This is a genomic window from Burkholderia savannae, from assembly GCF_001524445.2.
GTDB lineage: Bacteria > Pseudomonadota > Gammaproteobacteria > Burkholderiales > Burkholderiaceae > Burkholderia > Burkholderia savannae.
In genome coordinates this window covers 160607-182451 of sequence record NZ_CP013418.1, presented here as the reverse complement: position 1 = coordinate 182451, position 21845 = coordinate 160607, and the positions used below count along the sequence as shown (strand labels likewise).

14 protein-coding genes, 1 tRNA gene and 2 pseudogenes are annotated in these 21845 nt (G+C 69.6%); 3 read left to right on the top strand and 14 right to left on the bottom strand.

Annotated features, from left to right (window positions below; translation table 11 throughout):
• Positions 1-426: 426 nt before the first annotated feature.
• The gene (locus WS78_RS21620) at positions 427-2799 is read right to left on the bottom strand and encodes a cytochrome P450/oxidoreductase (RefSeq protein ID WP_059576178.1); all 2373 of its coding nucleotides are present in this window, start codon (positions 2797-2799) and stop codon (positions 427-429) included.
• Between the two features lie 164 nt (positions 2800-2963).
• On the opposite strand from WS78_RS21620, the pseudogene WS78_RS21615 reads away from it, so the two are divergent.
• Positions 2964-3448: pseudogene (locus tag WS78_RS21615) on the top strand (helix-turn-helix domain-containing protein); the annotation flags it as partial.
• Positions 3449-3490: 42 nt separating this feature from the next.
• Here the strand turns inward: WS78_RS21615 and WS78_RS21610 are convergent.
• Positions 3491-3688 (bottom strand): annotated as a pseudogene (locus WS78_RS21610) (integrase core domain-containing protein); the annotation flags it as partial.
• Positions 3689-3717: 29 nt separating this feature from the next.
• Here WS78_RS21610 and WS78_RS21605 point away from each other — a divergent pair.
• Positions 3718-4272: a tyrosine-type recombinase/integrase gene (locus WS78_RS21605; protein WP_226377280.1), complete on the top strand. Its 555-nt coding sequence runs from the start codon at positions 3718-3720 to the stop codon at positions 4270-4272.
• A gap of 78 nt (positions 4273-4350) precedes the next feature.
• On the opposite strand, the gene WS78_RS36145 is transcribed toward WS78_RS21605, so the two are convergent.
• The 7 genes from WS78_RS36145 to fdnG form a co-directional block, all read right to left on the bottom strand.
• Positions 4351-4446 (bottom strand) — tRNA-Sec (locus WS78_RS36145).
• 81 nt (positions 4447-4527) lie between these two features.
• Positions 4528-6453 carry a selenocysteine-specific translation elongation factor gene (gene selB, locus WS78_RS21600; RefSeq protein WP_059576188.1) on the bottom strand — a complete coding sequence of 642 codons (1926 nt, stop codon included), beginning with the start codon at positions 6451-6453 and terminating at the stop codon, positions 4528-4530.
• A complete protein-coding gene (gene selA / locus WS78_RS21595; RefSeq protein ID WP_059576191.1) occupies positions 6450-7892 on the bottom strand; it encodes an L-seryl-tRNA(Sec) selenium transferase in 1443 nt (480 codons plus the stop codon). Before selA ends, selB begins: the two co-directional genes overlap by 4 nt.
• The gene (fdhE, locus tag WS78_RS21590; protein ID WP_059576194.1) at positions 7889-8848 is read right to left on the bottom strand and encodes a formate dehydrogenase accessory protein FdhE; all 960 of its coding nucleotides are present in this window, start codon (positions 8846-8848) and stop codon (positions 7889-7891) included. The genes selA and fdhE overlap by 4 nt, the downstream gene beginning before the upstream one ends.
• Before the next feature lie 165 nt (positions 8849-9013).
• Entirely contained in the window at positions 9014-9640 is a 627-nt protein-coding gene (locus WS78_RS21585) for a formate dehydrogenase subunit gamma (protein ID WP_038743643.1), read from the bottom strand.
• A complete protein-coding gene (fdxH, locus tag WS78_RS21580) occupies positions 9637-10551 on the bottom strand; it encodes a formate dehydrogenase subunit beta (protein ID WP_038743641.1) in 915 nt (304 codons plus the stop codon). Before fdxH ends, WS78_RS21585 begins: the two co-directional genes overlap by 4 nt.
• 10 nt (positions 10552-10561) lie before the next feature.
• Positions 10562-13633, bottom strand: coding sequence for a formate dehydrogenase-N subunit alpha (fdnG, locus tag WS78_RS21575; RefSeq protein ID WP_082717702.1), 3072 nt, complete (start codon positions 13631-13633; stop codon positions 10562-10564).
• A 526-nt stretch (positions 13634-14159) separates the two neighbouring features.
• On the opposite strand from fdnG, the gene WS78_RS37725 reads away from it, so the two are divergent.
• A complete protein-coding gene (locus WS78_RS37725; protein ID WP_226377279.1) occupies positions 14160-14579 on the top strand; it encodes a hypothetical protein in 420 nt (139 codons plus the stop codon).
• 37 nt (positions 14580-14616) lie between these two features.
• On the opposite strand, the gene WS78_RS21555 is transcribed toward WS78_RS37725, so the two are convergent.
• The 5 genes from WS78_RS21555 to WS78_RS21530 all read right to left on the bottom strand — a co-directional run bounded on the left by WS78_RS21555 (position 14617) and on the right by WS78_RS21530 (position 21580).
• Positions 14617-15384 (bottom strand): YdcF family protein, encoded by a 768-nt coding sequence (locus WS78_RS21555; protein WP_059576197.1) that lies wholly within the window; start codon positions 15382-15384, stop codon positions 14617-14619.
• Between the two features lie 194 nt (positions 15385-15578).
• Positions 15579-16517, bottom strand: coding sequence for an ABC transporter substrate-binding protein (locus tag WS78_RS21550; protein ID WP_038743882.1), 939 nt, complete (start codon positions 16515-16517; stop codon positions 15579-15581).
• A 352-nt stretch (positions 16518-16869) separates the two neighbouring features.
• Positions 16870-19080 (bottom strand): amino acid ABC transporter permease/ATP-binding protein, encoded by a 2211-nt coding sequence (locus WS78_RS37720; RefSeq protein ID WP_082717720.1) that lies wholly within the window; start codon positions 19078-19080, stop codon positions 16870-16872.
• Positions 19081-19192: 112 nt separating this feature from the next.
• The gene (locus WS78_RS21535) at positions 19193-20515 is read right to left on the bottom strand and encodes an LLM class flavin-dependent oxidoreductase (protein ID WP_059576203.1); all 1323 of its coding nucleotides are present in this window, start codon (positions 20513-20515) and stop codon (positions 19193-19195) included.
• A gap of 63 nt (positions 20516-20578) precedes the next feature.
• Positions 20579-21580: an LLM class flavin-dependent oxidoreductase gene (locus WS78_RS21530; protein ID WP_059576206.1), complete on the bottom strand. Its 1002-nt coding sequence runs from the start codon at positions 21578-21580 to the stop codon at positions 20579-20581.
• Positions 21581-21845: the final 265 nt, after the last annotated feature.

The window sequence follows — 21845 nt, the reverse complement described above, 5'->3', positions numbered from 1 at the left end:
GCCGTCGGCCGGTTTCAGCGCCGTTTGCCGATATTCGTCTTGCCTTTCCTCGTCTCGTTCGAATCGCGACGAATCACGGCCAATCGCGGCGATGCGTATTCTTAAATTAGGATGCGCAAGCCGCTTTGACCAGGCCGCAGCGCGACAGATTCGACGCGCCTCGTGCCTTGCGCGATGCGTTCGCGCGCCGCGCAAGGCACGCCTCGCCGACGCCCGGCATGCGCTTTCGCCGCGCCGCGCGCGCCGTGCTTCGCCACGCCCGCGCACGCGGCGAAAGCGCATCGCCGCCGACGCCGCCCCCCGTTGCCCTCGCCATCCCGCTGCGCGCCGAAGCGGCTGTTGTCAAGCCTTTCCCGCACGCCCGCACGCACGCGCGCGCGTCGTCTCCTCGTCGTCGCCCGTCCTGCGCCGGGGCGGCCAGCCCCGCTACAGTTCGAGCACGAGCCGCCCGCGCTTCGCGCGCGAGCAACACGCCATCATCCGCGTGTTCGCCGCGCGCTCGCTCGCGCTCAGCACGCTGTCGCGATGGTCGACTTCGCCCGCGAGCACGCGCACCTCGCACGCGCCGCACAGCCCCTCCTCGCAATCGCTCTGCACGTCGACGTTCGCGGCGCGCAGCGTCGCAAGCAGCGTCCGGTTCGAGGGCACCGTCAGCGTGAGGCCCGAATCCGCCAGCTCGACTTCGAACGGCTGCTCGGCGGCCGGATCGACGCGCGGCGCGCCGGCCGCGAAATGCTCGACGCGCAGCGCGTCCGCCGGCCAGCGCGACGCGCATGCGGCCAGCGCGGCGAGCATCCGCGCCGGCCCGCACGCATAAACCTGCGTGCCGGGCGCGACATCGAGCGCGGCGAAATCGTGGCGCGCGCCTTCGTCCGATACGTGCAAGCGCAGCCGGTCGCCGTGCAGCGCGGCGAGCTCGCCGACGAACGCCATCGTTCGCCGGCTGCGCCCGCTGTAATGCAACGTGTAGTCGATGCCGCGCGCACGCGCTTCCCGCGCGATCGCACCGATCGGCGTGATGCCGATGCCGCCCGCGATCAGGACCGCACGGCGCGCATGCGCGTCGAGCCGAAAGTGATTGCGCGGCCCGCGAATCCTCACGCGCATGCCGGGCCGCAACCGCTCGTGCATCCAGGCGGAGCCGCCCCGGCTCGCCGGCTCGCGCAGCACGGCGATCTCGTACGCGCCGCGCTCGTCCGGATCGCCGCATAGCGAATACTGACGCGAAAGGCCGGTGTCGCCGCACTCGACGTCGATGTGCGCGCCTGCGCTCCAGCGCGGCAGCGGCGCGCCGTCGGGCGCGGCGAGACGCACACGCAGAATGCCCTCGGCCACGGCCGTCACGCTGTCGACGCGCATCGCGCGCCCCGCGCCGCGCGCGCCCGATTCGCCGATCCGCACGGCCAGCGCGGACCGCCGCGCGTGCGCGCGCCGCCGCTCCGGATTCTCGGCCGGGTTCCATTCGACCCGCAGATGCTCCGGACCGCGAAACGACGTGTTCGGCACATACGTAAAGCGTTGCTCGGCAAGCCGCATGTGCGGCAGGCGGCGTGTCAGCTCGTCGATGAAGATCTGCATCTCCATTCGCGCGAGATGCTTGCCCATGCATTGATGCGAGCCGTAGCCGAACGTCAGGTGATCGGCGGGATTGTCGCGATGAATGTCGAACAGGTCCGGATCGGCGAAGTGGCGCTCGTCGCGATTCGCCGACGACGTGACGATCAGCAGTTTCGCGCCGGCCGGAATCGCGACGCCGCCGACCGTCGCATCGCACGTCGCGAGCCGCCGCCACGCGGCGATCGATCCGTTGTGGCGCAGGCATTCGTCGACCGCGTTCGGGATCAGCGACGCGTCATCGCAAAGCTCGCGCCACGCGTGCGGGTGTTGCAGCAGCAGCTTCAGCGCATTCGCGGCGGCGTTCGCGGTGGTCTCGTGCGCGGCGACGATGCCCGCCATCATCATCGAATGCAGATACGAATCGGTGACGACGTCCGGATGCTCGCGCTGCATGCGGATGCCGAACTGCATCCAGCCGGGCCCCGACGGATCTTCGCGCATCTTGTCGAGCACCTTGCCCGCGTAGCGCCAGAACTGCCCGACCGCCTGCGCGACCGCAACCTGCTCCTCCGGCCGCGGACGGCCCCACGTATTGACCGTGTGCGCGATCGAGTATCGGCGCAGCGTGTCCATGTCCTCCTCGGGCACGCCGAGGAAATGCAGCGCGACCGTGAGCGGCACTTCCCACAGCATCTGGTCGACGAGATCCGCGCGACCGTCGTCGATGAAGCGGTCGACGTATTCGCGCGCGAGCCGCCGCACCATCGGCTCGTGCGCGCGCAGTGCATCGGGCGTGAAAGGCTCGATCAGCAGGCGCCGGCGCGCCATGTGCGCGGGCTCGTCCTCGTTGACGAGCGTGCGGTTCATCGCATAGCCGTACGACGCGAGCACCGCGTTCGCTTCCGCCCCCGTCGGCGTGATCTTCTCGAGCGCGATCGACGGGCTGAACGTCCGGTTGTCGCGAAAGATCGCCTTGATGTCGTCGTAGCGCGCGACGACCCAGTAGCCGAGCTTCGGGCTGTAGAACACGGGCTCCTGCTCGCGCGCCCAGCGCACGTATTCGGGCGGGTCCTGCTGATAGGCGTCGCAGAACGGATCGAACGCCGCCGCCCCGGCGCTCGCCGGGCACCCGGCCGGGCGCGGCGCGCCGGAGGGCGACGCGGCGTGAAACGGACACGGCGCGGCGAGCGAAGCCGATGCGGATGCGGATGCGGATGCGGATGCGGATGCGACATTCGTCATCGCGGTCCTCCAATTGAGGAATGACGTTTTGCGTAACCCTGGTGCGCATTGCGCAATCATAGATCGGGATCAACGTGCATCGCATTCCTATCGTAGTCACGCGGGTAGTCACGCGGCCGGGGCGGCGTCCGCTCGCCGCCGGTGACACGCACTACGATCGCCGGATGACGAAAAAGGCCTCTACCCTGAAACCCGCGAAGACGATCCGCTCCCGCGCGCGCCGCACCTGAGCCGGCCGTCGACGCGCCCGCGCCGCGCAAGCGGCGGCAACGCGAGCAGGCGGCCGCCACCGGCATGGCGGTGCTCAAGGGACTCGCGCGGCTCGGCTGGCGCGCGACGCTGACGGCGTTCGCGGCGCACGTCGACGAAAGCGCCGCGAAAGTGCATCGCCATCTGGCGAGCCTGATCGAGGAAGGATTCGTATCGCAGGACAGCGGCACGCAGCAGGACTACCTCGGCACCGAGGCACTGCAGATCGGCGTCGCCGCGATGCGCGAGGCCGAGCCGATCCGCGCGGCTGCGTGAGACGCTCGCGCTGACGTGCTTCATCGCGGTGATGGGCAATCGCGGGCCGACGATCCTGCGCATCGAGGAGCCGGGGCTGCCCGTGATCGTCAACGTGCGCGCGGGAGAGGTGGCCTCACTCGTTCGGACAGGTTTCTGAGATTTTTAAGTGGAACGTCCGAGGCAATCATGCGGCCGATTTGATCGCAGGCAGCGTCGCGAAGTATGCCTCATCCGGCGTCTGATCCGCCAGGCTCGAATGGGGCCGTTTCCGGTTGTACAGCTCGATGTAGTCGCCGATGGAGCGCCGAGCATGGCTGACCGACTCGTAGGCCCGCAGGTAAATCTCTTCGTACTTGATGCTGCGCCAACTTCGCACGCGAAATCGGAATGACAAAGGCGGCGAATCCCTGCTTGGGAATCAAGAAATACAGCGAGTCGGGGCGCGATGTGTACGTGGAAGATGACCTGTTCCGAAAAGTCTACGACCATGCGGATCAGCCGACACGCGACGCAATGGACCTCGCCTACCTGACTGACCAGCGACCGCAGGATACCTTGCTGCATGACGAGCGCGATATCCATGACAACTTCCTGCACATCGATCAGGGCAAGACCGGCAAGAAGCTCAGAATGGAGGTGACGGGCGAGCTTATGGCCGTGATCAATCGCATTCGCGCCCGCAAAGCCGGATACAAGATTGTCAGCACCGCGCTAGTCGTCAACGAGAAAGGCGAACGAATGACGCTCGATACTCTTCGACGACGCTTCCGCGACGCCAGAAGAAAAGCCGGCGTGCGCGACAACGAATTCCAATTTCGAGGTCTGCGGGCGAAGGCTGGCACCGACAAGACGGACAGCACGGGCGATATTCGCCAAGCACAAAGGCAGCTCGGGCACACTTCGGTCACCATGACGGAGCACTATGTTCGCAATCGCCGCGGCGACAAGGTGAAGCCGACGAAATAACGGAATTGCGGAAAAGAATGACATTTGCGGAACTGAATTGCTTCGAATCCCGATTGCGCAATTTCCCGCAACGCCTTATGGCGGAAGACAGCCGGAGTCGAACCGACCTGGCGCGGGCTGACCGCACCAACTGGGTTTGAAGCCCAGCCGCACCACCGGATACGAATGCCTTCCTGCGAGAACGGAAACGGGAGCGGACATGAAGCATGCCGTCCCGTCGAGATCCGTTGCGAACTACACACGCCCGGAACCGGGCTACTGCGAACCGATCAACAATCGGCTGTCGGCCCGCAACCAGTGAAGATCGCGGTGGAAGCGAGTATACCCAACGCGATCGAAGAACTCGAGAATTTGAATTGCCCGCTTGCGGCCGAGGCCCGTCGCATTGCGAAACGTCGCCGCGTCGAGCGAGCCGCCGCGCTCGTCCGCGAGCCGCGCGATCAATCGCGCGAGCTCCGCGATCACGTCGCGGTGATAGAACAGATCGCGCACGACCTGCTGCACGTCGCCCCGCCGCGCGAGCTTGCGCAGCAGCGCGCGCACCGCGTCCTCCGCCGCGCCCGTCGCCGCCGCGTGATCGCGCACCCACGGCGGATCGTAGCGGCCCGCCGCGACGAGCGGCAGCAAGCGCCCGGCCAACGCTTCCTCGTTCGCGTCGAAGCTCACCGCGTGCGACGGCAGATGCAGCCATGGCCCGCTGCGCGCAACCGCGCCGTCCGCGATCAGCGCGTCTGTCAGCGCGCGCCACAATGCGTCGTCCGCGAGCGGCGCCGCGATCCGGCGCAGCCGCGCGACGTCCGGCCCCTGCTCGTCCGGCGAGCGCTGGTGAAACGTCGCGAGCGCGTCGAGCGCGCGCGCGCGCAGCGCGTCCCAATGCCGGCGCGCGACGACGCGCGCTTGGTCCGCATGCTTGCCCGGCGACGCGACGTTCACCGCATCGGCGGGCAGCGTCCACGCCTGCGCCGGCAAGCCGGTCAGGTGCATCAGCGTCGCGCGCGTGATGCCGAGCGGCGCTTCGTCGAGCAGCGCGTCGAGGCGGCCTTCGTCGAGCCACGTCGCAAGCGCGTCGAGCCATGCGCGCCGCGCGCTCGTGCGCCGCTTGCGCGCGGGGCCAAACGGATCGAGCACGCGGCCGCCGCCGACCGTGCGCGTCGCCTGCGCGTTGCGCACGATGAAGCGCTCGCCCGGCACCGCGAACACCGGCTCCGAGAAATTCAGTTGCGCGCGCGCACGCTGGCCGGGCCCGAGTGCGTCGCCGTCGAGCAGCGCGACATGCGCGACGCGGTGCAGCGTGCCGAGATGCACGTGCAGCGGCGTCCAGTGCGAGATCGTCAGGTCGGCGTCCGGCGTCAGCGTCAGCTCGACGTCGATACGCGGCGACAGCGCCGCGAGCCGCGGATCGACGATCGCATCGCCGCGCGCGAGCGCCGCCTTGTCGATGCCCGCGAGGTTCAGCGCGCAGCGCTCGCCCGCATGGCCGACGTCGGTCGCGCGGTTCTGCGCATGGATGCTGCGCACGCGCACCGATTCGCCCGTGCGCGCGACGGCGAGCGTATCGCCCGTGCTCACGCGCCCCGCGAACGCGGTCCCGGTCACGACGGTGCCCTGCCCCGCGAGCGTGAACACGCGGTCGACCGCGAGCCTGAACAGGCCATCGTCGCGCCGCGCGCGCCATGCGAGCGCCGTATCGCGCAGATGCGCGTTCAGCGCGGCGACGCCCGCGTCGCCCGCCTCGGTCGCGCGCGTCTCGAAGATCGGCGCGCCGGCGAGCGGCGAGGTCGCGAGCCACGCGCGGATCTCGTCGCGCACCTGCGCGATGCGCGCCGCGTCGGCGCGATCGCATTTGGTCAGCGCGACCGCGCCGCGCGCCACGCCGAGCAATTGCAGAATCGCGAGATGCTCGCGCGTTTGCGGCATCACGCCGTCGTCGGCGGCGATCACGACGAGCGCGAAGTCGATCCCGCACGCGCCCGCCGCCATCGTATGCACGAGCTTCTCGTGGCCGGGCACGTCGATGAAGCCGAGCACGTCGCCGTTCGGCAGCGGCGTGTACACGTAACCGAGCTCGATCGAGATGCCGCGCGCCTTCTCTTCCTTCAGCCGATCGGTGTCGACGCCCGTGAGCGCGCGCACGAGCGTCGTCTTGCCGTGATCGATGTGGCCTGCGGTTCCGACGATCATGCGGGCGTGTCCGTCGAGGCTTGCGCGCACTGCGCGACGAGCGCGGCTTCGTCGTCGGCTTCGAGGCAGCGCAGGTCGAGCCGCAGCGCGTCGTCGGCGATGCGGCCGAGCACCGGACGCGGCCAGCCGCGCAGGCGCTTCTCGAGCTGCGCGAGCGCGCGGCCGCTGCGCTTGCCGTCGCTCGCGCGCACGACGAGGCCGCAGCTCGGCAATTGATCGACGGGCAGCGCGCCGCTGCCGATCTGGCTGAACATCGGCTCGACGTTCACGACGAATGCCGCGCCGATCGCCTGTTGCAGCACCGGGCGCACGCGCTCGGCCGCCGCCGCGATGTCCGCCTGCGCGCGCGTGAGGAGCCGCAGCGTCGTCAGCCGCTCGCGCAGGAATTCCGGCGCCTGGTACAGGCGCAGCACCGGCTCGAGCGCGGCGAGCGTCAGCTTGCCGACGCGCAGCGCGCGCTTGAGCGGATGCTTCTTGATCTTCGCGATCAGATCGCGCCGCCCGACGACGAGGCCCGCCTGCGGGCCGCCGAGCAGCTTGTCGCCGCTGAACGTGACGAGGTCGGCGCCCGCTTCGACGGTCTCGCGCACCGTCGTCTCCTTCGGCAAGCCCCAGCGCGTCAGGTCGACGAGCGTGCCGCTGCCGAGATCGACGGCCACGGGCAGCCCGCGCTCGCGCGCGAGCGGCGCGAGTTCCTGCAGCGTCACTTCCTTCGTGAAGCCGCTGATCGCGTAATTGCTGCAATGCACTTTCATCAGGAGCGCGGTGCGCGGCCCGATCGCGTCCGCATAGTCCCTCAGATGCGTGCGATTCGTCGTGCCGACCTCGCGCAGCTTCGCGCCCGCGCGGCTCATGATGTCGGGAATGCGAAACGCGCCGCCGATCTCCACGAGCTCGCCGCGCGATACGATCACCTCCTTCTTCGGCGCGAGCGCGGACAGCGCGAGCAGCACGGCGGCCGCGTTGTTGTTGACGACGGTGGCGGCCTCGGCGCTCGTCAGCTCGCAGACGAGCTCGTCGATCAGATCGTCGCGGTCGCCGCGGCGGCCGGTCGCGAGATCGAATTCGAGATTCATCGGCTGCGTGAGCGCCTGCACGACCGCGCGCACCGCTTCGTCCGGCAGCAGCGCGCGCCCGAGATTCGTGTGCAGCACGGTGCCCGTCAGGTTGAACACCGCGCGCAGCGCGCCCGCCGCGTCCGCCGCGAGACGCGCGCGCACGTCGGCCGCGATCCGCGCGTCGTCGAGCGCGCCGGCCGCGGCCGGATCGCGGCGCGCGGCGTCGCGCCACGCGTCGAGCGACGCGCGCACCGCGGCGAGCGCGCGCGTGCGTCCGTATTCGTCGACGAGCGGCTTCACGTCGGGCGACGACAGCACGCGCTCGACCGACGGCACGCGCGCGAGCAGCTCGTTCAGTTCGTTCGCGCCCGGTCCGCTCACGTCCGCTCTTCTCCCGCGGCGTCGGCCGGCAGGTCCGGCCACAGCAGCGGATTCGGCGACGCGCGCCGGTAGCCCGCCTCGCCCATCAGCAGATCGAGCGTGAGGCTCGCGAGATCGTCCGCGAGCGGCTCGACGTCGTAGTCCTTCTCCTGATAGGCGATCTTCCGATACGTGTGGCACTCGTCGCACGACTCGGCCTTGATCGCTTCGCTGCCGCCTTCGATCCCGTGATACGCGATCCCCTTCGTCGAATCGCAGTGCGAGCACTTCGTGCGAACCATGTGCCATTCGCTCGAGCACAGCCCGCACTGGAGGAAGCGGTAGCCCTGATACTGGCCGCCGACGCGCACGATGCTCGCCACCGGCTGCGCGCCGCACACGGGGCAAAGGCCGGGCTGCTCGAGATAAGGAACGTCGGCGGGCGCGATGCGGCTCGCGAGCGCGGTCCACACCACCTGCAACGCGGCCATCAGGAACGGCGCCGACGCCGGGTCGATCTCGGCGAAGCGCTGCGCGAGGAGCGCGTCGGCCTGCGCGTCGAGCCCCGCGGGCGCGCGCAGCCGCAGCCCGTCGATCAGCTTCGCGAGCGGCGGATTCACGAGGCCCGCGCGCTCGACGCGGTCGAGCAGGCCTTGCAGCACGTCGCGCCAGCGCGGATCGCGCTCGCCGCCGAGCGCCGGCGCGAGCGGCATCGAATGGTGTTGCGCCCGCTCGATCGCGTCCCGCGCGGGCGCGTTCGGCTCGAACGTCTGCACGAGTTCGTGCTGCGCGTCGGCGACGGCCGCCATCAGCCGCAGGTAGCCCGAGATGGGGTTCAGGTCCGCGAGCTCGCGCAGCCGCGCGGCGCGCGCGACGAACACGGCGCCGCGCTCGGGCATGCGCACGCGCGGAATGGCCGAATGATCGAGCGATGCGATTTCGCTCGGTTCGAGAATGCGTTGGGTTGGGTCAGTCACGTGAGTGCCCTAAAAAAACAAGCGCCGAATCGTCGGCGCTTTCTTGTTGTGTCTGCCGTGCGCGCGCCCGCCGGGCCGCTCATGCGGCCGGCGGGCGTCGCGAGTCGCGCGGCGCGCGCGCAAAGTCCGCTTGCGCGCCGTGCGCCGGCATCGTGCGATGCGTCGCTACTTCACGCTCTCGCGAAACCACTTCGGATGGTGCTTTCTCGCCCAGCCGACGGTCACGGTGCCGCGCACCATCGCGCCGATCGAGCCCTTCACCCACAGCGCCGCGTACACATGCACGACGATGCCGACGATCAGAACGAACGCCGCCGCCGCATGCACGACGGCCGCCGCGCGAATCACGCCGATCGGAAAGTAGAACGAGAAATAGCGCCGCCAGATCACGATCCCGGAAACGAGCAGCAACAAGAGGCACGCCACCATCGCGAAGAATAGCAGCTTCTGCCCCGCGTTATAGCGGCCCACCTCCGGCAGCTTCTCCTCGCGGTTCGCGAGCACGTCGTCCATCTGCCGCAGCCACTGGCGATCGCCCGCGTCGAGCAGGTTGTGATGCCAGTAGCGCACGGCCATCACCGCGAACGACACGAACATCACGAGGCCTGCGAACGGATGCAGAATCCGCGTCCACTGCCCGCCGCCGAACAGCGCCGTCATCCAGAACATCGACGGATGGAACAGCGCGAGCCCGGACAGCGCGAGCAGCACGAACGAGATCGCGGTGATCCAGTGGTTCGAGCGCTCGTTCGCCGTGTAGCGGACGATCAGGTTGGGGTCGTCATGCTTCATTTCGCGTCCTCCTCGATGCGGCGCGCGTCGTCGCGGGCGGCGGCTTCCTCTTCGTCCGTCACTTCGTTCGGGCCGACGCGCGTGTAGTGGAAGAAGCCGGCGAGCGCGGACAACGCGATGCCCGCGACCGCGAGCGGCTTCGCGATGCCCTTCCACAGCTTCACCATCGGGCTGATCGACGGATTGTCGGGCAGGCCGTGATACAGCGAAGGCTTGTCCGCGTGGTGCAGCACGTACATCACGTGCGTGCCGCCGACGCCCGCCGGATCGTACAGCCCCGCGTGCTCGAAGCCGCGCCCCTTCAGATCGGCGACGCGCTCGGCCGCGTGCCGCTTCATGTCGTCCTTCGTGCCGAACACGATCGCGCCCGTCGGGCAGGTCTTCACGCATGCGGGCTCCTGGCCGACCGCGACGCGGTCCGAGCACAGCGTGCACTTGTACGCGCGATTGTCCTGTTTCGAGATCCGCGGGATGTTGAACGGGCAGCCGGTCACGCAATAGCCGCAGCCGATGCAGTTCTCCTCGTGGAAATCGACGATCCCGTTGTTGTACTGAACGATCGCGCCCGGCGACGGGCACGCCTTCAGGCAGCCCGGGTCCTCGCAGTGCATGCAGCCGTCCTTGCGGATCAGCCACTCGAGGTCGCCCGCCGGGTTCTCGTATTCGGAGAAACGCATCACCGTCCACGAGTGCTCCGACAGATCGGCTGGGTTGTCGTAGACGCCCACGTTCGTGCCGACTTCGTCGCGCAGGTCGTTCCATTCCATGCAAGCCGTCTGACACGCCTTGCAGCCGATGCACTTCGACACGTCGATCAGCTTCGCGACGCTGCCCGTCACCGGCTCGCGCGCGGTGGGCGGCGGCGTCGTGGTGGCCGAGACGCGCTTGATATCGAGCGATTGCAATGCCATCTCTTTCCCCTTACGCCTTTTCGACCTTCACCAGGAACGACTTGAATTCCGGTGTGTACGAGTTGCCGTCGCCGACGGACGGAGTCAGGGTGTTCGCGAGATAGCCGGGCTTCGTCAACCCCTTGAAGCCCCAATGCAACGGAATGCCGACCGTCTGCACCTTGCGGCCGTCGACCGTCAGCGGCTTGATCCGCTTCGTGACGAGCGCGACCGCGACGATGTGCCCGCGGTTCGACGACACCTTCACGCGCTCGCCGTGCGCGACGCCGATCTCCTTCGCGAGATCCTCGCCGATCTCGACGAACTGCTCGGGCTGGATGATCGCGTTCAGCCGCGCATGCTTCGTCCAGTAATGGAAGTGCTCGGTCAGGCGATACGTCGTCGCGACGTGCGGGAACGTGTCGACCTTGCCGAACGCCGCCCGATCGTCCGGGAACACGCGGGCGGCCGGATTGTTCAGCGCCCGCGGGTTGTTCGGATGCAGCGGGTTCGCGGCGAGCGGCGTCTCGAACGGCTCGTAGTGCTCGGGGAACGGGCCTTCGTTCATCCCGGCGCGCGCGAAGAAGCGTGCGACGCCTTCCGGGTTCATGATGAACGGCCCCATGCCGGTTTCGGGCGGCTCGTCGGCCTTGTAGTCGGGAATGTCCGGGCCCGTCCACGCACGGCCGTTCCAGCCGATCAGCTTGCGCGTCGGGTCGAACGGCTTGCCGCTCACGTCGCACGACGCGCGGTTGTACAGAATCCGCCGGTTCGCGGGCCACGCCCACGCCCAGCCGAGCGTCTGGCCGATGCCCGTCGGATCGGCGTTGTCGCGCCGCGCCATCTGGTTGCCCGCTTGCGTCCACGCGCCGCAGAAGATCCAGCAGCCGCTCGACGTCGTGCCGTCGTCCTTCAGCTGCGCGAAGCCGGCGAGTTGCTCGCCCTTCTTCACGAGCGTCTTCGACGCGTCCTTCGGATCGGGCAGGTCCGCCAGCGCGCGGCCGTTGAACTCCATCGCGAGCTCTTCGGGCGTCGGGCTTTCCGGGTTCGCGTACGGCCAGCTCAGATTGACGATCGGATCGGGGTACTTGCCGCCGTCCTTCCTGTACATGTCGCGCATCCGCAGGAAGATCCCCGACATGATCTCGAGGTCGCTCTTCGCCTGGCCCGGCGGCTCCGCGCCCTGCCAGTGCCACTGCAGCACGCGGCCGGAGTTGACGAGCGAGCCGCGCTCTTCCGCGAAGCACGACGTCGGCAGCCGGAACACCTCGGTCTGGATCGTCGACGAATCGACGTCGTTGAAATCGCCGTGGTTCTTCCAGAACTCGGACGTCTCGGTCGCGAGCGGGTCCATGATCACGAGCCACTTGAGCTTCGCGAGCGCCTCGGAGGTCTTGCGCTTCGACGGCGCCGCCGCGAGCGGATTGAAGCCCTGGCAGATGTAGCCGTTCATCTTGCCCGCGTGCATCAGCTCGATCGTCTGCAGCAGGTCGTACTGCTTGTCGAGCTTCGGCAGATAGTCGTAGCCCCAGTTGTTCTCGGCGCCCACCGCATCGCCCCACCAGGCCTTCATGAAGCTCACGTGGAACGCGCGGTAGTTCTTCCAGTAGCTCAGCTGGTTAGGCCGCAGCGGCTGCTGCGCGCGCTTCTGGATGTACGCGTCGAAATCCTGCTCGGCCTGCATCGGCAGCGTCATGTAGCCCGGCAGCAGGTTCGACATCAGCCCGAGGTCGGTGAGCCCCTGGATGTTCGAGTGGCCGCGCAGCGCGTTCATGCCGCCGCCCGCGATGCCGATGTTGCCGAGCAGCAGCTGCACCATCGCGCCCGTGCGGATCATCTGCGCGCCGACCGAGTGATGCGTCCAGCCGAGCGCGTACAGGATCGTGCCGGCGCGGCCGGGCACGGCCGTCGTCGCAAGCATCTCGCACACCTTGAGGAACTTGTCCTTCGGCGTGCCGCAGATCTTCTCGACCATCTCCGGCGTGTAGCGCGAGTAGTGCTGCTTGAGCAGGTTGTAGACGCAGCGCGGGTGCGCAAGCGTGTCGTCGACCTTCACGAAGCCGTCGTCGCCGCGCTCGTAGTCCCACGTCGACTTGTCCGGGTACGCGTGCTTGTCCGCGTCGTAGCCGGAATAGATGCCGTCGTCGAACGCGAAGTCCTCGCGAACGATGAACGAGAAATCCGTGTAGTGCTTGACGTACTCGTGCTGGATCTTGTCGTTCGTCAGCAGGTAGTTGATGATCCCGCCGAGGAATGCGATGTCCGTGCCGGTTCGAATCGGCGCGTAATAGTCGGCGACCGATGCGGTGCGCGTGAAGCGCGGATCGACGACGACGAGGCGCGCGTTGCGATGCGCCTTCGCTTCCGTGACCCATTTGAATCCGCACGGGTGCGCCTCGGCGGCGTTGCCGCCCATCACGAGAATCACGTCCGCGTTCTTGATGTCGACCCAATGGTTCGTCATCGCGCCACGGCCAAACGTCGGGGCAAGACCTGCCACCGTCGGGCCATGTCAGACACGAGCCTGGTTGTCGAACGCGAGCATCCCCATGCTGCGCACGGTCTTGTGCGTCAGATAGCCGACCTCGTTGCTGCCCGCCGAAGCGGCCAGCATGCCCGTCGTGAGCCAGCGGTTGACCTTCATGCCGTCGTCCGTCGTCTCGACGAAGTTCGCGTCGCGGTCCGCCTTCATCAGCTTCGCGATCCGGTCGAGCGCGTCGCTCCACGAGATCGGCGCCCACTTGTCGGAGCCGGCCGCGCGATACTCGGGCTGCGTGAGGCGGCTCGGGCTATGGATGAAGTCGATGAGGCTCGCGCCCTTCGGGCACAGCGTGCCGCGGTTGACCGGATGGTCGGGATCGCCCTCGATGTGGATGATGCTCGACGTGGCGTTTTTCGCGCCGTCGCCGAGGCTGTACATCAGTATCCCGCAACCGACCGAGCAGTAGGGGCAGGTGTTGCGGGTTTCGACAGTGCGCGCCAGCTTGTATTGGCGGACCTCGGCGAGCGCTTCGGCCGGTGAGAAGCCCATCAGGGCTAGACTCGAGCCGGCGAGCGTCGTCGCGGACAGCTTCAGGAACTGGCGCCGGGACAGTTGGAGCATGGTGGTCTCGGGCTGGTTGTATTGAAGGGGAACGGTTTGATTGGACGTCGTTGCGTTGCTGGGGTTACGAATGCGTGATTGCGGGCGGCGCGGGCGCGCGGCGCGGCGGCGACGGACCGCACTGTCTATCTATCGTCTTTCCTTTATATGACAACGTGACAGAATCGGATAGCGGAACCGTCACCAATAAGGGAAAACCATTTCTTACACGGCGCAAGGTTATCAGATCACGCGAAACCGCGGCGTGTCACGCGGGGATCGCGCGCACCGGCACAGCGGCCGCGCCGCCCGAACCGGCGCCGTGGGTCGTGCCGCGAGCGGCGCGCCCGCGTGCCGGGAGATCGTCGCGGCCGGATTTCTCGGGCTTGCCGAAATGCCGGAATGCCTGGCTACCGGTTACGGCCTTCGGCCGGCACGGCGAGCGCCCTCTCGGCACGCCACTCCGGCACGTTTACGGCATCCGGCACGAAATATTGACGGTCGCGTCAATTTCGTCAACAACATCCCCCAGGGCGGCGCGACACAGGTGCGCGTCTGGGGAAACGTCGCCGGACAGGGCGCGGGCTACGCCGGCTACGCTCCGAACTTCATCGGCTACGACCCGGACAACCGGGCCAACAACCACGGCTGGTCGTCGACGGCCGACGTCGGCCCGACCTCGAGGACCGACCGCCGCTGCACGTCGCAAACCGTCGCGACGAGCGTCACGCGGCCGTCGGGCTCGGACATCGCGATCGCGGTGCCCGAGTATTGCGAGGCGCGCGGCGGCGTCGTGCCGAGAAACAACCGCGTGCCGGGCGCGGCGACCGTCGTCGAGCCCGTCGACCACCGGAACGCGACGCATGCGGGAGAAACGCACGTGTGGCGCGAAACGGCCGATCAGCGCGACAACGACATGCTGATCGACTCGATCAAGCTGACGTTCACGCCCGCCTATCCGCAGTGACGCGCCGCGTCGCGGCGGCGCGCGAACGGGCGGCGCGTCACGCGTCGCCCGGCTGCGTTCTCGCGGGGTTCCAGCCGAGCGCGTCGTAGAGCCGGTAGCGCGCGATGCCGAGATATTCGTGCAGCGCGAGATCGGCGAGCGAGAAGTTGTAGGCGAGCGGCAACGGGAACGACACCGCTTGCAGGTACTCGGCGCGCACGCCAATCGCGGCCACGCCGAAGTGCGCGAAATACAGCGCGCTGCGCCGCAAGTGGACGCCCGACGTCACGAGCAGCACGCGGTCCGCGCGATAGCCGGCCAGCACGGCGCGCGTGAATTGCGCGTTCTGCCACGTGTTCATGCTGCGCGGCTCGGCCAGCACGTCGGCGGCATCGATGCCGAGCCCGATCAGCGCGTCGCGATAGACGCTCGCCTCCGGCACGCCGTTGCCGCGCGCGTCGCCGCCGCTCACGACGACCTTGCAATCGGTGCCCGCGCGCGCCTTGCGGCAGCCGCGATAAAGGCTCGCCGCCTCGACCACCCGCGAATACGAAAACGTGCCGGGCTCGACCGCGCCCGTCGCGGCGATCTTCTCGGTGCCGAGGCCGAGCATCACGATCGCGTTGCGCTCGCCCCATTCGATCGCCGGGCGCGCCGCGTACGGCGCTTGCAGGTGGCGCAGCAACCACGCGGGCGCGGGGCCGCAGCCGATCGCGAAGAACGCGGCGACGGACGCGGCGAACAGCGCCCGGCTCGCACGGCGACGCTTCGCGAGCCGCAACAGCGCGGCGGCGGCGGCGACGGCCGTCAGCAGCGCGAGCGTCATGCGACGGCCGCCGGGGCGAAGGCGGCAACGGGCGAGCGTGGCCACGGGCGCGGGCGGCGAGGCGCGGCGGGCCGGGCTGCCGGGCGAATCGTTGATCGGGAGAAGCGGGGCATGGCGGCGCTCGAGCGACGAAGAGGGTCACGATTATGCAACGGGCGAACCCACGAGGCCAGCGCCGCACGCGCCGCGCGCGCTCAAAACGACGGCAACCCCGGCGGATTCGTTTCCGACTCGTCGACCGCCTCCGACAGCAGCCCCCATCGCGCGAGCGCCTGCCGGTACTTGCCGCTGCGGATCAGATCGTTGGTCGCGAGCGTGAGCGCGTCGGCGAGGCCGCTGCCCTTGCGCGTCGCGATCGCGACGTCCGCCTTGACCGGCCAGCCCGCGTTCACGTTGCCGACGCAGCGGATCTTGCCGTCGCGCGCCGCCTGGTACGCGAGCGTCGCGTTCGGATTCAGCTCGGCGTCCGCACGCCCGGACAGCAGCGCGACGCGCGACGCGCCGTCGTCGTCGAAGTACAGCACGTCGGCCGGCCGGAGCCCCCGCGCGACGTTGCGCCGGTTCCATTCGAGCAGGATGCGCTCCTGGCTCGTCCCCGATCCGGTGATGATCCGCAATCCCGCGACGTCCTTCGGCTCGGCGATCCGCGCGATCGGGCTCGCGGCCCTCACATAGAAGCCGTGCAGGCCGAGCCGGTAGGTCGTGAAATCGAACTTCTCCTTGCGCTTCTCGGTGACGCCGACGTTCGAAATCACCGCATCGTACTTGCCGGCGCTCAGCCCGAGCGGCCAGTCGGCCCACGCGACGGGCAAAAGCGCGAGCCGCCGGCCGAGCGCGTCGGCGATCAGTTGCGCGTAGTCCGGGTCCGCGCCGACGACCGTGCGCGCGTCGGTCGCAAATGTCGCGACGGGCGGCGCGTGCGGCGCGATCGCGACGGTGAACGCGCCGTCGGCGACCCAGCGGTAGCGTCGCGCCGCGTCGGCCGCCGCCGGATCGCGCGCCGTGCGCACGCGGCCCGCCTGGCGCGGATCGAGATCGACCGCGATGCCGGCCGCGCGCGCGCCGAACGGCGCCGCGGCGAAGGCGGCCGCGAGCGTCGCCGCGCCGCCGATGAACGTGCGTCGGTCGATCATCGCGCCCGCGCCTGCGATGCGTTCGGCTCAGCGCGGCACGACGCGCGCGCGCTCGGCCACGCGATGCGGCCGCGCTTGGCGACGTCGCCGCGGCCGCGGCCGCCGACCTCGGCGCGACGCGGCCCCGCATTCTCGGCCGCCGCAGACCGCGCCGCGAGCCCGGTCGGCCGGCCGCCGCCCGCAACGCTGCCTTCAACGCCGCCCGCAACGCCATCGCCGCCGCGATCCGCATCGCCGCGCCGCGTCACGCGGCGTGGAGCACCGGCGTCGCTTCGCGCAACGCCGGCACGACGACGGCCTGCGCAATCGCCGTCGCTGCCGAGCCCCGCGCCCGCCCGCCGCCGCGCCGTCATCACAGCACCTTCGACAGGAACGCGCGCGTGCGCGGATGCGCCGGCGCGCCGAGTACCTGCGCGGGCGGCCCCGCTTCGATGATCCGGCCGCGCTCCATGAACAGGACCGTGTCCGCGACCTCGCGCGCGAAGCCGATCTCGTGCGTGACGATGACGAGCGTCGTCCCCGAGCGCGCGAGCTCCTTGATCACGTCGAGCACTTCGTTGACGAGCTCCGGATCGAGCGCGGACGTCGGCTCGTCGAACAGCAGCACCTTCGGCCGCAGCGCGAGCGCCCGCGCGATCGCGACGCGCTGCTGCTGGCCGCCCGACAGCCGGCGCGGATACGCGTCGGCCTTCGCCGCGAGGCCGACGCGCGCGAGCAGCTCGCGCGCGACGCGCTCGGCTTCGGCGCGCGTCGCGCGCCCCGACGCGACGGGCGCCTCGACGACGTTCTCGAGCACGGTGAGGTGCGGGAACAGATTGAAGTTCTGAAACACCATGCCGACGTCGACGCGCCGGCGCAGCACGTCCTTCTCCTTCAGCTCGTACAGCGTGTCGCCGTCGCGGCGATAGCCGATCAGCTCGCCGTCGATGTCGATGAAGCCGCCGTCGACGCGCTCCAGGTGGTTGATCGTGCGCAGCAGCGTCGATTTGCCGGAACCGGACTGGCCGAGGATCACGGTGACGCTGCCCGCCGGCGCGACGAACGACACGTCGTCGAGCACCTTGTGCTGGCCGAAGCTCTTCGATACTCGATGGACGGCGACCTCGCCGCCGCGCCGCCCGCTCGCCCATGCGCGCGCGGCGGCCGGCGAGCTTGCCTCGGCGCGTGCAGGCGATGCGGCGGGCAAAGCCCAGGCGTTCGGCGCGGCAAGCGTCAACGCGTCCGGGGCGTCCGGGGCGTCCGGAACATTTGAAGCATTCGGCGCTTTCGTAGCCGGCCAAGCAGCGGACTCGGACGATTCCCCCCCGCCGAACGTAGCGGAAACTTCCGAAACGCCCGACGCGCCGAGCGCCGCCGCCCTCGCCCCGCCCGCCGATCCGGCCGACGCCTTTTCGCCGTGCGCGAATCCCGCGCCGAAAGCCGACGCGTCGCCGGCCGAGTGCGCGCCGTTCTCCGCGCCGCGCCTCGCCCATTTCGCCCATTTCGCCGATCTCGCGCCTCTCGCCGCGCCCGCGCCGTCCGCGCCGTCCGCGCTGTCCGCGCTGTCCACACCGTCCGTTGCCGCTGCCGCCGCCGCCGCGTCCGCCGCGCGCCCGCGCCACCGCCACCGCCACCGCGCATCCGCCAGCTTCGCGACGAACGCCGCCAGCGGCGAGCGCCCCGGATTGCGCACGGCGCCGCGCGCATAGCGACGCTCGACCTGCACCTGCACGATCGACAACACGGTCAGGATGATCAGATACCAGACCGTCGCGACCATCAGCAGCGGAATCACGTCGAGGTTGCGCCGATAGATCACCTGCACCGTGTAGAAAAGTTCCGGCATCGCGAGCACGTACACCATCGACGTGCCCTTCGCGAGCGAGATCAGATCGTTGAACGCGACGGGCAGGAACGCGCGCATCGCCTGCGGCAGCACGATGCGCGTCGCCTGCCGCGCGCGCGGCAGGCCGAGCGCGGCGGCCGCCTCGAGCTGGCCCTGATCGACCGACAGGATGCCGCCGCGAATCCCCTCGGCCGCGAACGCCGCGTGATTGAGCGTCAGGCCGAGCACCGCCGCGCAAAACGGGCTGATCAGGTCGGTCGTCGCGACGTCCGCGAACGTGATTCCGGTGAACGGCACGCCGAACCGCACGTGGTCGTACAGATAGCCGAGATTGTTGAGGATCAGCAGCAGCACGATGAGCGGAATCGAGCGGAACAGCCAGATGAACGCCCACGCGCACGCGGCAAGAAGCGGCGAGCGCGACACGCGTGCGAGCGCGAGCGGCACGCCGAACGCGAAGCCGAACAGCGCGCCGAGGGCGGTCAGCAGCAGCGTGCGCGCAAGCCCCGACAGCACCGGCTCGGACAGGAACCATTCGGCGAAAACCGGCCAGCCCCATTGCGGATTGCCGAGCACCGAATTCAGCACGAGCGCGATCAGCACGACGGCGAGCACGGTGCCCGCCGTGCGCGCGCGATAGCGGGCCGGCACGATCCGGAAACGCGGCGCGGCGCCGCGCGCCGCAGGGATGCCTGGCGTCGGCAGCGCGCCGCCGACGGCGTGAGTGATGTCGCTCATGGTCGTGGTTCCTTGCTGAATCGATGGCGTGCCGCGCGGATGCCCGGCGCGGCGCCGCGCGCACGCGGCGAGAAACGCGCGCGGCTCGCGGCGGCGCGCCGCACAGCCGCCGTCATGCGACTTCCGCCGCCGCGCGGCGGCTTTCCTTGCGCGGCAGGCCAAGGTGATCGCGCAGCGTGCTGCCGGCGAGCGTGCGCCGGTAGCGGCCGCGCGCCTCGAGCGCCGGAATCACGAGCTCGACGAAATCGTCGAGCCCCTGCGCCTGCACCGCGAAGCCGAGGATGAAGCCGTCGGCCGCGCCCGCGTCGATCCAGCGGATCAGCGCGTCGGCGACGTCTTGCGCCGCGCCGATGAACTGCGGACGCGGCGTCGCGACGGCAAGCGCCGTCTCGCGCAGCGTGAGCCCCTTCGCGCGCGCGTCGGCCTTGATGCGATCGGTCGTCGAGCGAAAGCTGTTGCGGCCGATGTCGCCGAGCGCCGGGAACGGCGCGTCGAGCGGGTACTGCGTGAAATCGTGATGGTCGAAGTAGCGGCCGAGGTACGCGAGCGCGTCGTCGATCGTCAGCAGATCGCGGATCGCGCGGTACTTGTCCTCCGCTTCGGCCGCCGTGCGCCCGACGATCGGCCCGATGCCGGGGAAGATCTTCACGTCGCCGGCGCGGCGGCCGTGCGCGAGCGCGCTGTCCTTCACGCGCTGCGTGAACGCGCGCGTCTCGTCGAGCGACGGCGAATGCGTGAACACCGCGTCCGCGTACTTGCCCGCGAGCGCGATCCCCGCGTCCGACGAGCCCGCCTGAAAGATCACCGGCTGCCCCTGCGGCGAGCGCTGGATGTTCAGCGGCCCGGCGACCTGGAAGAACCGGCCCGCGTGATCGAGCGCGTGCAGCTTGTCCCGGTCGAAGAAGCGGCCGCTCGCGCGGTCGCGCACGAACGCGTCGTCGTCCCAGCTGTCCCACAGGCCCTGCGCGACGCTCAGGTATTCGTCGGCGATCTCGTAGCGCAGCTCGTGCTCCGGATGCTTCGTGCCGTAGTTCTTCGCGGTGCCTTCGAGCGGCGTCGTCACGACGTTCCAGCCGGCGCGGCCGCCGCTCAGCAGATCGAGCGACGCGAACTGCCGCGCGACCGTAAACGGCTCGCTGTACGACGTCGACACGGTGCCCGCGAGGCCGATCTTCGACGTCGCGGCCGCGAGCGCGGACAAGAGCGAGATCGGCTCGAAGCGGTTCAGGAAATGCGGGATCGACTTCTCGTTGATGTAGAGGCCGTCGGCCACGAACGCGAACGCGATGCCGTTCGCCTCCGCCTTGCGCGCGACGCGCAGCATGAAATCGAGATTGACGCTCGCGTCGGGCGGATTGCTCGGATGCCGCCACGCGTTCATGTGGCTGCCGGCGCCTTGCAGCATGATGCCGAAGGGAATCGAGGACTGGGTCATGGCGAGGATCGGTGTCGTTGGAATCGCACAAAGGCGCGCAGCCGCGGCGCGCCGCTCGAATGCTCAGGTCCGCGCGGACTGGCGGTCGCGCGCGAGCAGCTCGACGGACGCGAGCCGCGCCGGATAGTGCGTGACCGGCGAATCGACGACGAACTCGCCGACGCCGTAGCGGCGCGCGAGTGCGTCGAGCTCGCGGTGCACGTCGTGCGGCGCGCCCGCGATCACGTGCGGACGCAGCTCGTCGATCCGGTAATCGGTCGCGCCGCTCTGGCGCGCGAACTCGGCCGCCGCCTGCGCGCTGCCGAGATTGACGCTCTGGCCGCCCGCGAGCTTCAGCTTGAAGAGCCGCAGCGCGCCGATGAGCCGCTCCGCCTCGCCCTTCGTCGGCGCCGCGACCGCGTACAGCGCGAGGAGCGGCGCGCGCCCGCTCGCGCTGCGGTACGCGTCGAGCGAACGCTCGACGTTGGCCTCGTCGCCGTTGAAGTGCCCGGCGTAGCAGAACTGCCAGCCGAGCCGCGCGGCGAGCGCGGCGCTCTCGGGCGAGCCGCCGAGCAGCACGCGCTCGGGCGCCACGGGCGGCACCGGCAGCGCGACCGCGCCGGCCAGCGGATGATCCTCGGCGACGCCCCAGCGCAGGAACGCGTCGAGCTCGGCGAGCTGATCGGCGAACGCGGGCTTGCGCGGCTTGTCGTGCAGCGACTGCAGCGCGCGCGTCGTCAGCGGCAGGCCGCCCGGCGCCTTGCCGACGCCGAGATCGACGCGCCCCGGCGCGAGCGACGCGAGCAGCTTGAACGTCTCGGCAACCTTGAACGGGCTGTAGTGCTGAAGCATCACGCCGCCGGAGCCGACGCGAATGCGCGACGTGTGCGCGAGCACGTGCGACACGACGATCTCGGGCGCGGAGCTCGCGAGCCCCGGCGCGCCGTGGTGCTCGGCGATCCAGATGCGCCGATAGCCGAGCGCCTCGGCGCGCTGCGCGAGCGCGACCGTGAAACGCAGCGCGTCGGCCGCCGTCGCGCCTTCGGCGATCGGGCTCTTGTCCAGCAGCGATAACGAATAAGACATGGCGGGTGCGAATGCTGGCTATGGAAAATGAATCGGGAAAACGGACGATGCGGTGACGCGATGCAAGCGTCCGGCTCTGCGGCCCGGCGCGCCCGCGCGATCGGACGGCTTCGCCGAACGGTTTCGCATGGACGGCTGCGCCGGATTTCGCATGGGCGGCTGCGCCGAACCGCCTTGCCGGACGGCTTCACCGCGCGACTTCGTCAATCAACGCCACGGCGCGACACGATGAAGCGGCTTCGCGTGGCGGAGGCCGTTCTGTTCG

Excerpts from the sequence above, each read along its gene's own strand:
- WS78_RS21620 (WP_059576178.1), bottom strand. The coding sequence starts at position 2,799 with ATGACGAATGTCGCATCCGCATCCGCATCCGCATCCGCATCCGCATCG.
- selB (WP_059576188.1), bottom strand. The coding sequence starts at position 6,453 with ATGATCGTCGGAACCGCAGGCCACATCGATCACGGCAAGACGACGCTC.
- WS78_RS21585 (WP_038743643.1), bottom strand. The coding sequence starts at position 9,640 with ATGAAGCATGACGACCCCAACCTGATCGTCCGCTACACGGCGAACGAG.
- fdxH (WP_038743641.1), bottom strand. The coding sequence starts at position 10,551 with ATGGCATTGCAATCGCTCGATATCAAGCGCGTCTCGGCCACCACGACG.
- WS78_RS21555 (WP_059576197.1), bottom strand. The coding sequence starts at position 15,384 with ATGACGCTCGCGCTGCTGACGGCCGTCGCCGCCGCCGCCGCGCTGTTG.
- WS78_RS21550 (WP_038743882.1), bottom strand. The coding sequence starts at position 16,517 with ATGATCGACCGACGCACGTTCATCGGCGGCGCGGCGACGCTCGCGGCC.
- WS78_RS37720 (WP_082717720.1), bottom strand. The coding sequence starts at position 19,080 with ATGAGCGACATCACTCACGCCGTCGGCGGCGCGCTGCCGACGCCAGGC.
- WS78_RS21535 (WP_059576203.1), bottom strand. The coding sequence starts at position 20,515 with ATGACCCAGTCCTCGATTCCCTTCGGCATCATGCTGCAAGGCGCCGGC.
- WS78_RS21530 (WP_059576206.1), bottom strand. The coding sequence starts at position 21,580 with ATGTCTTATTCGTTATCGCTGCTGGACAAGAGCCCGATCGCCGAAGGC.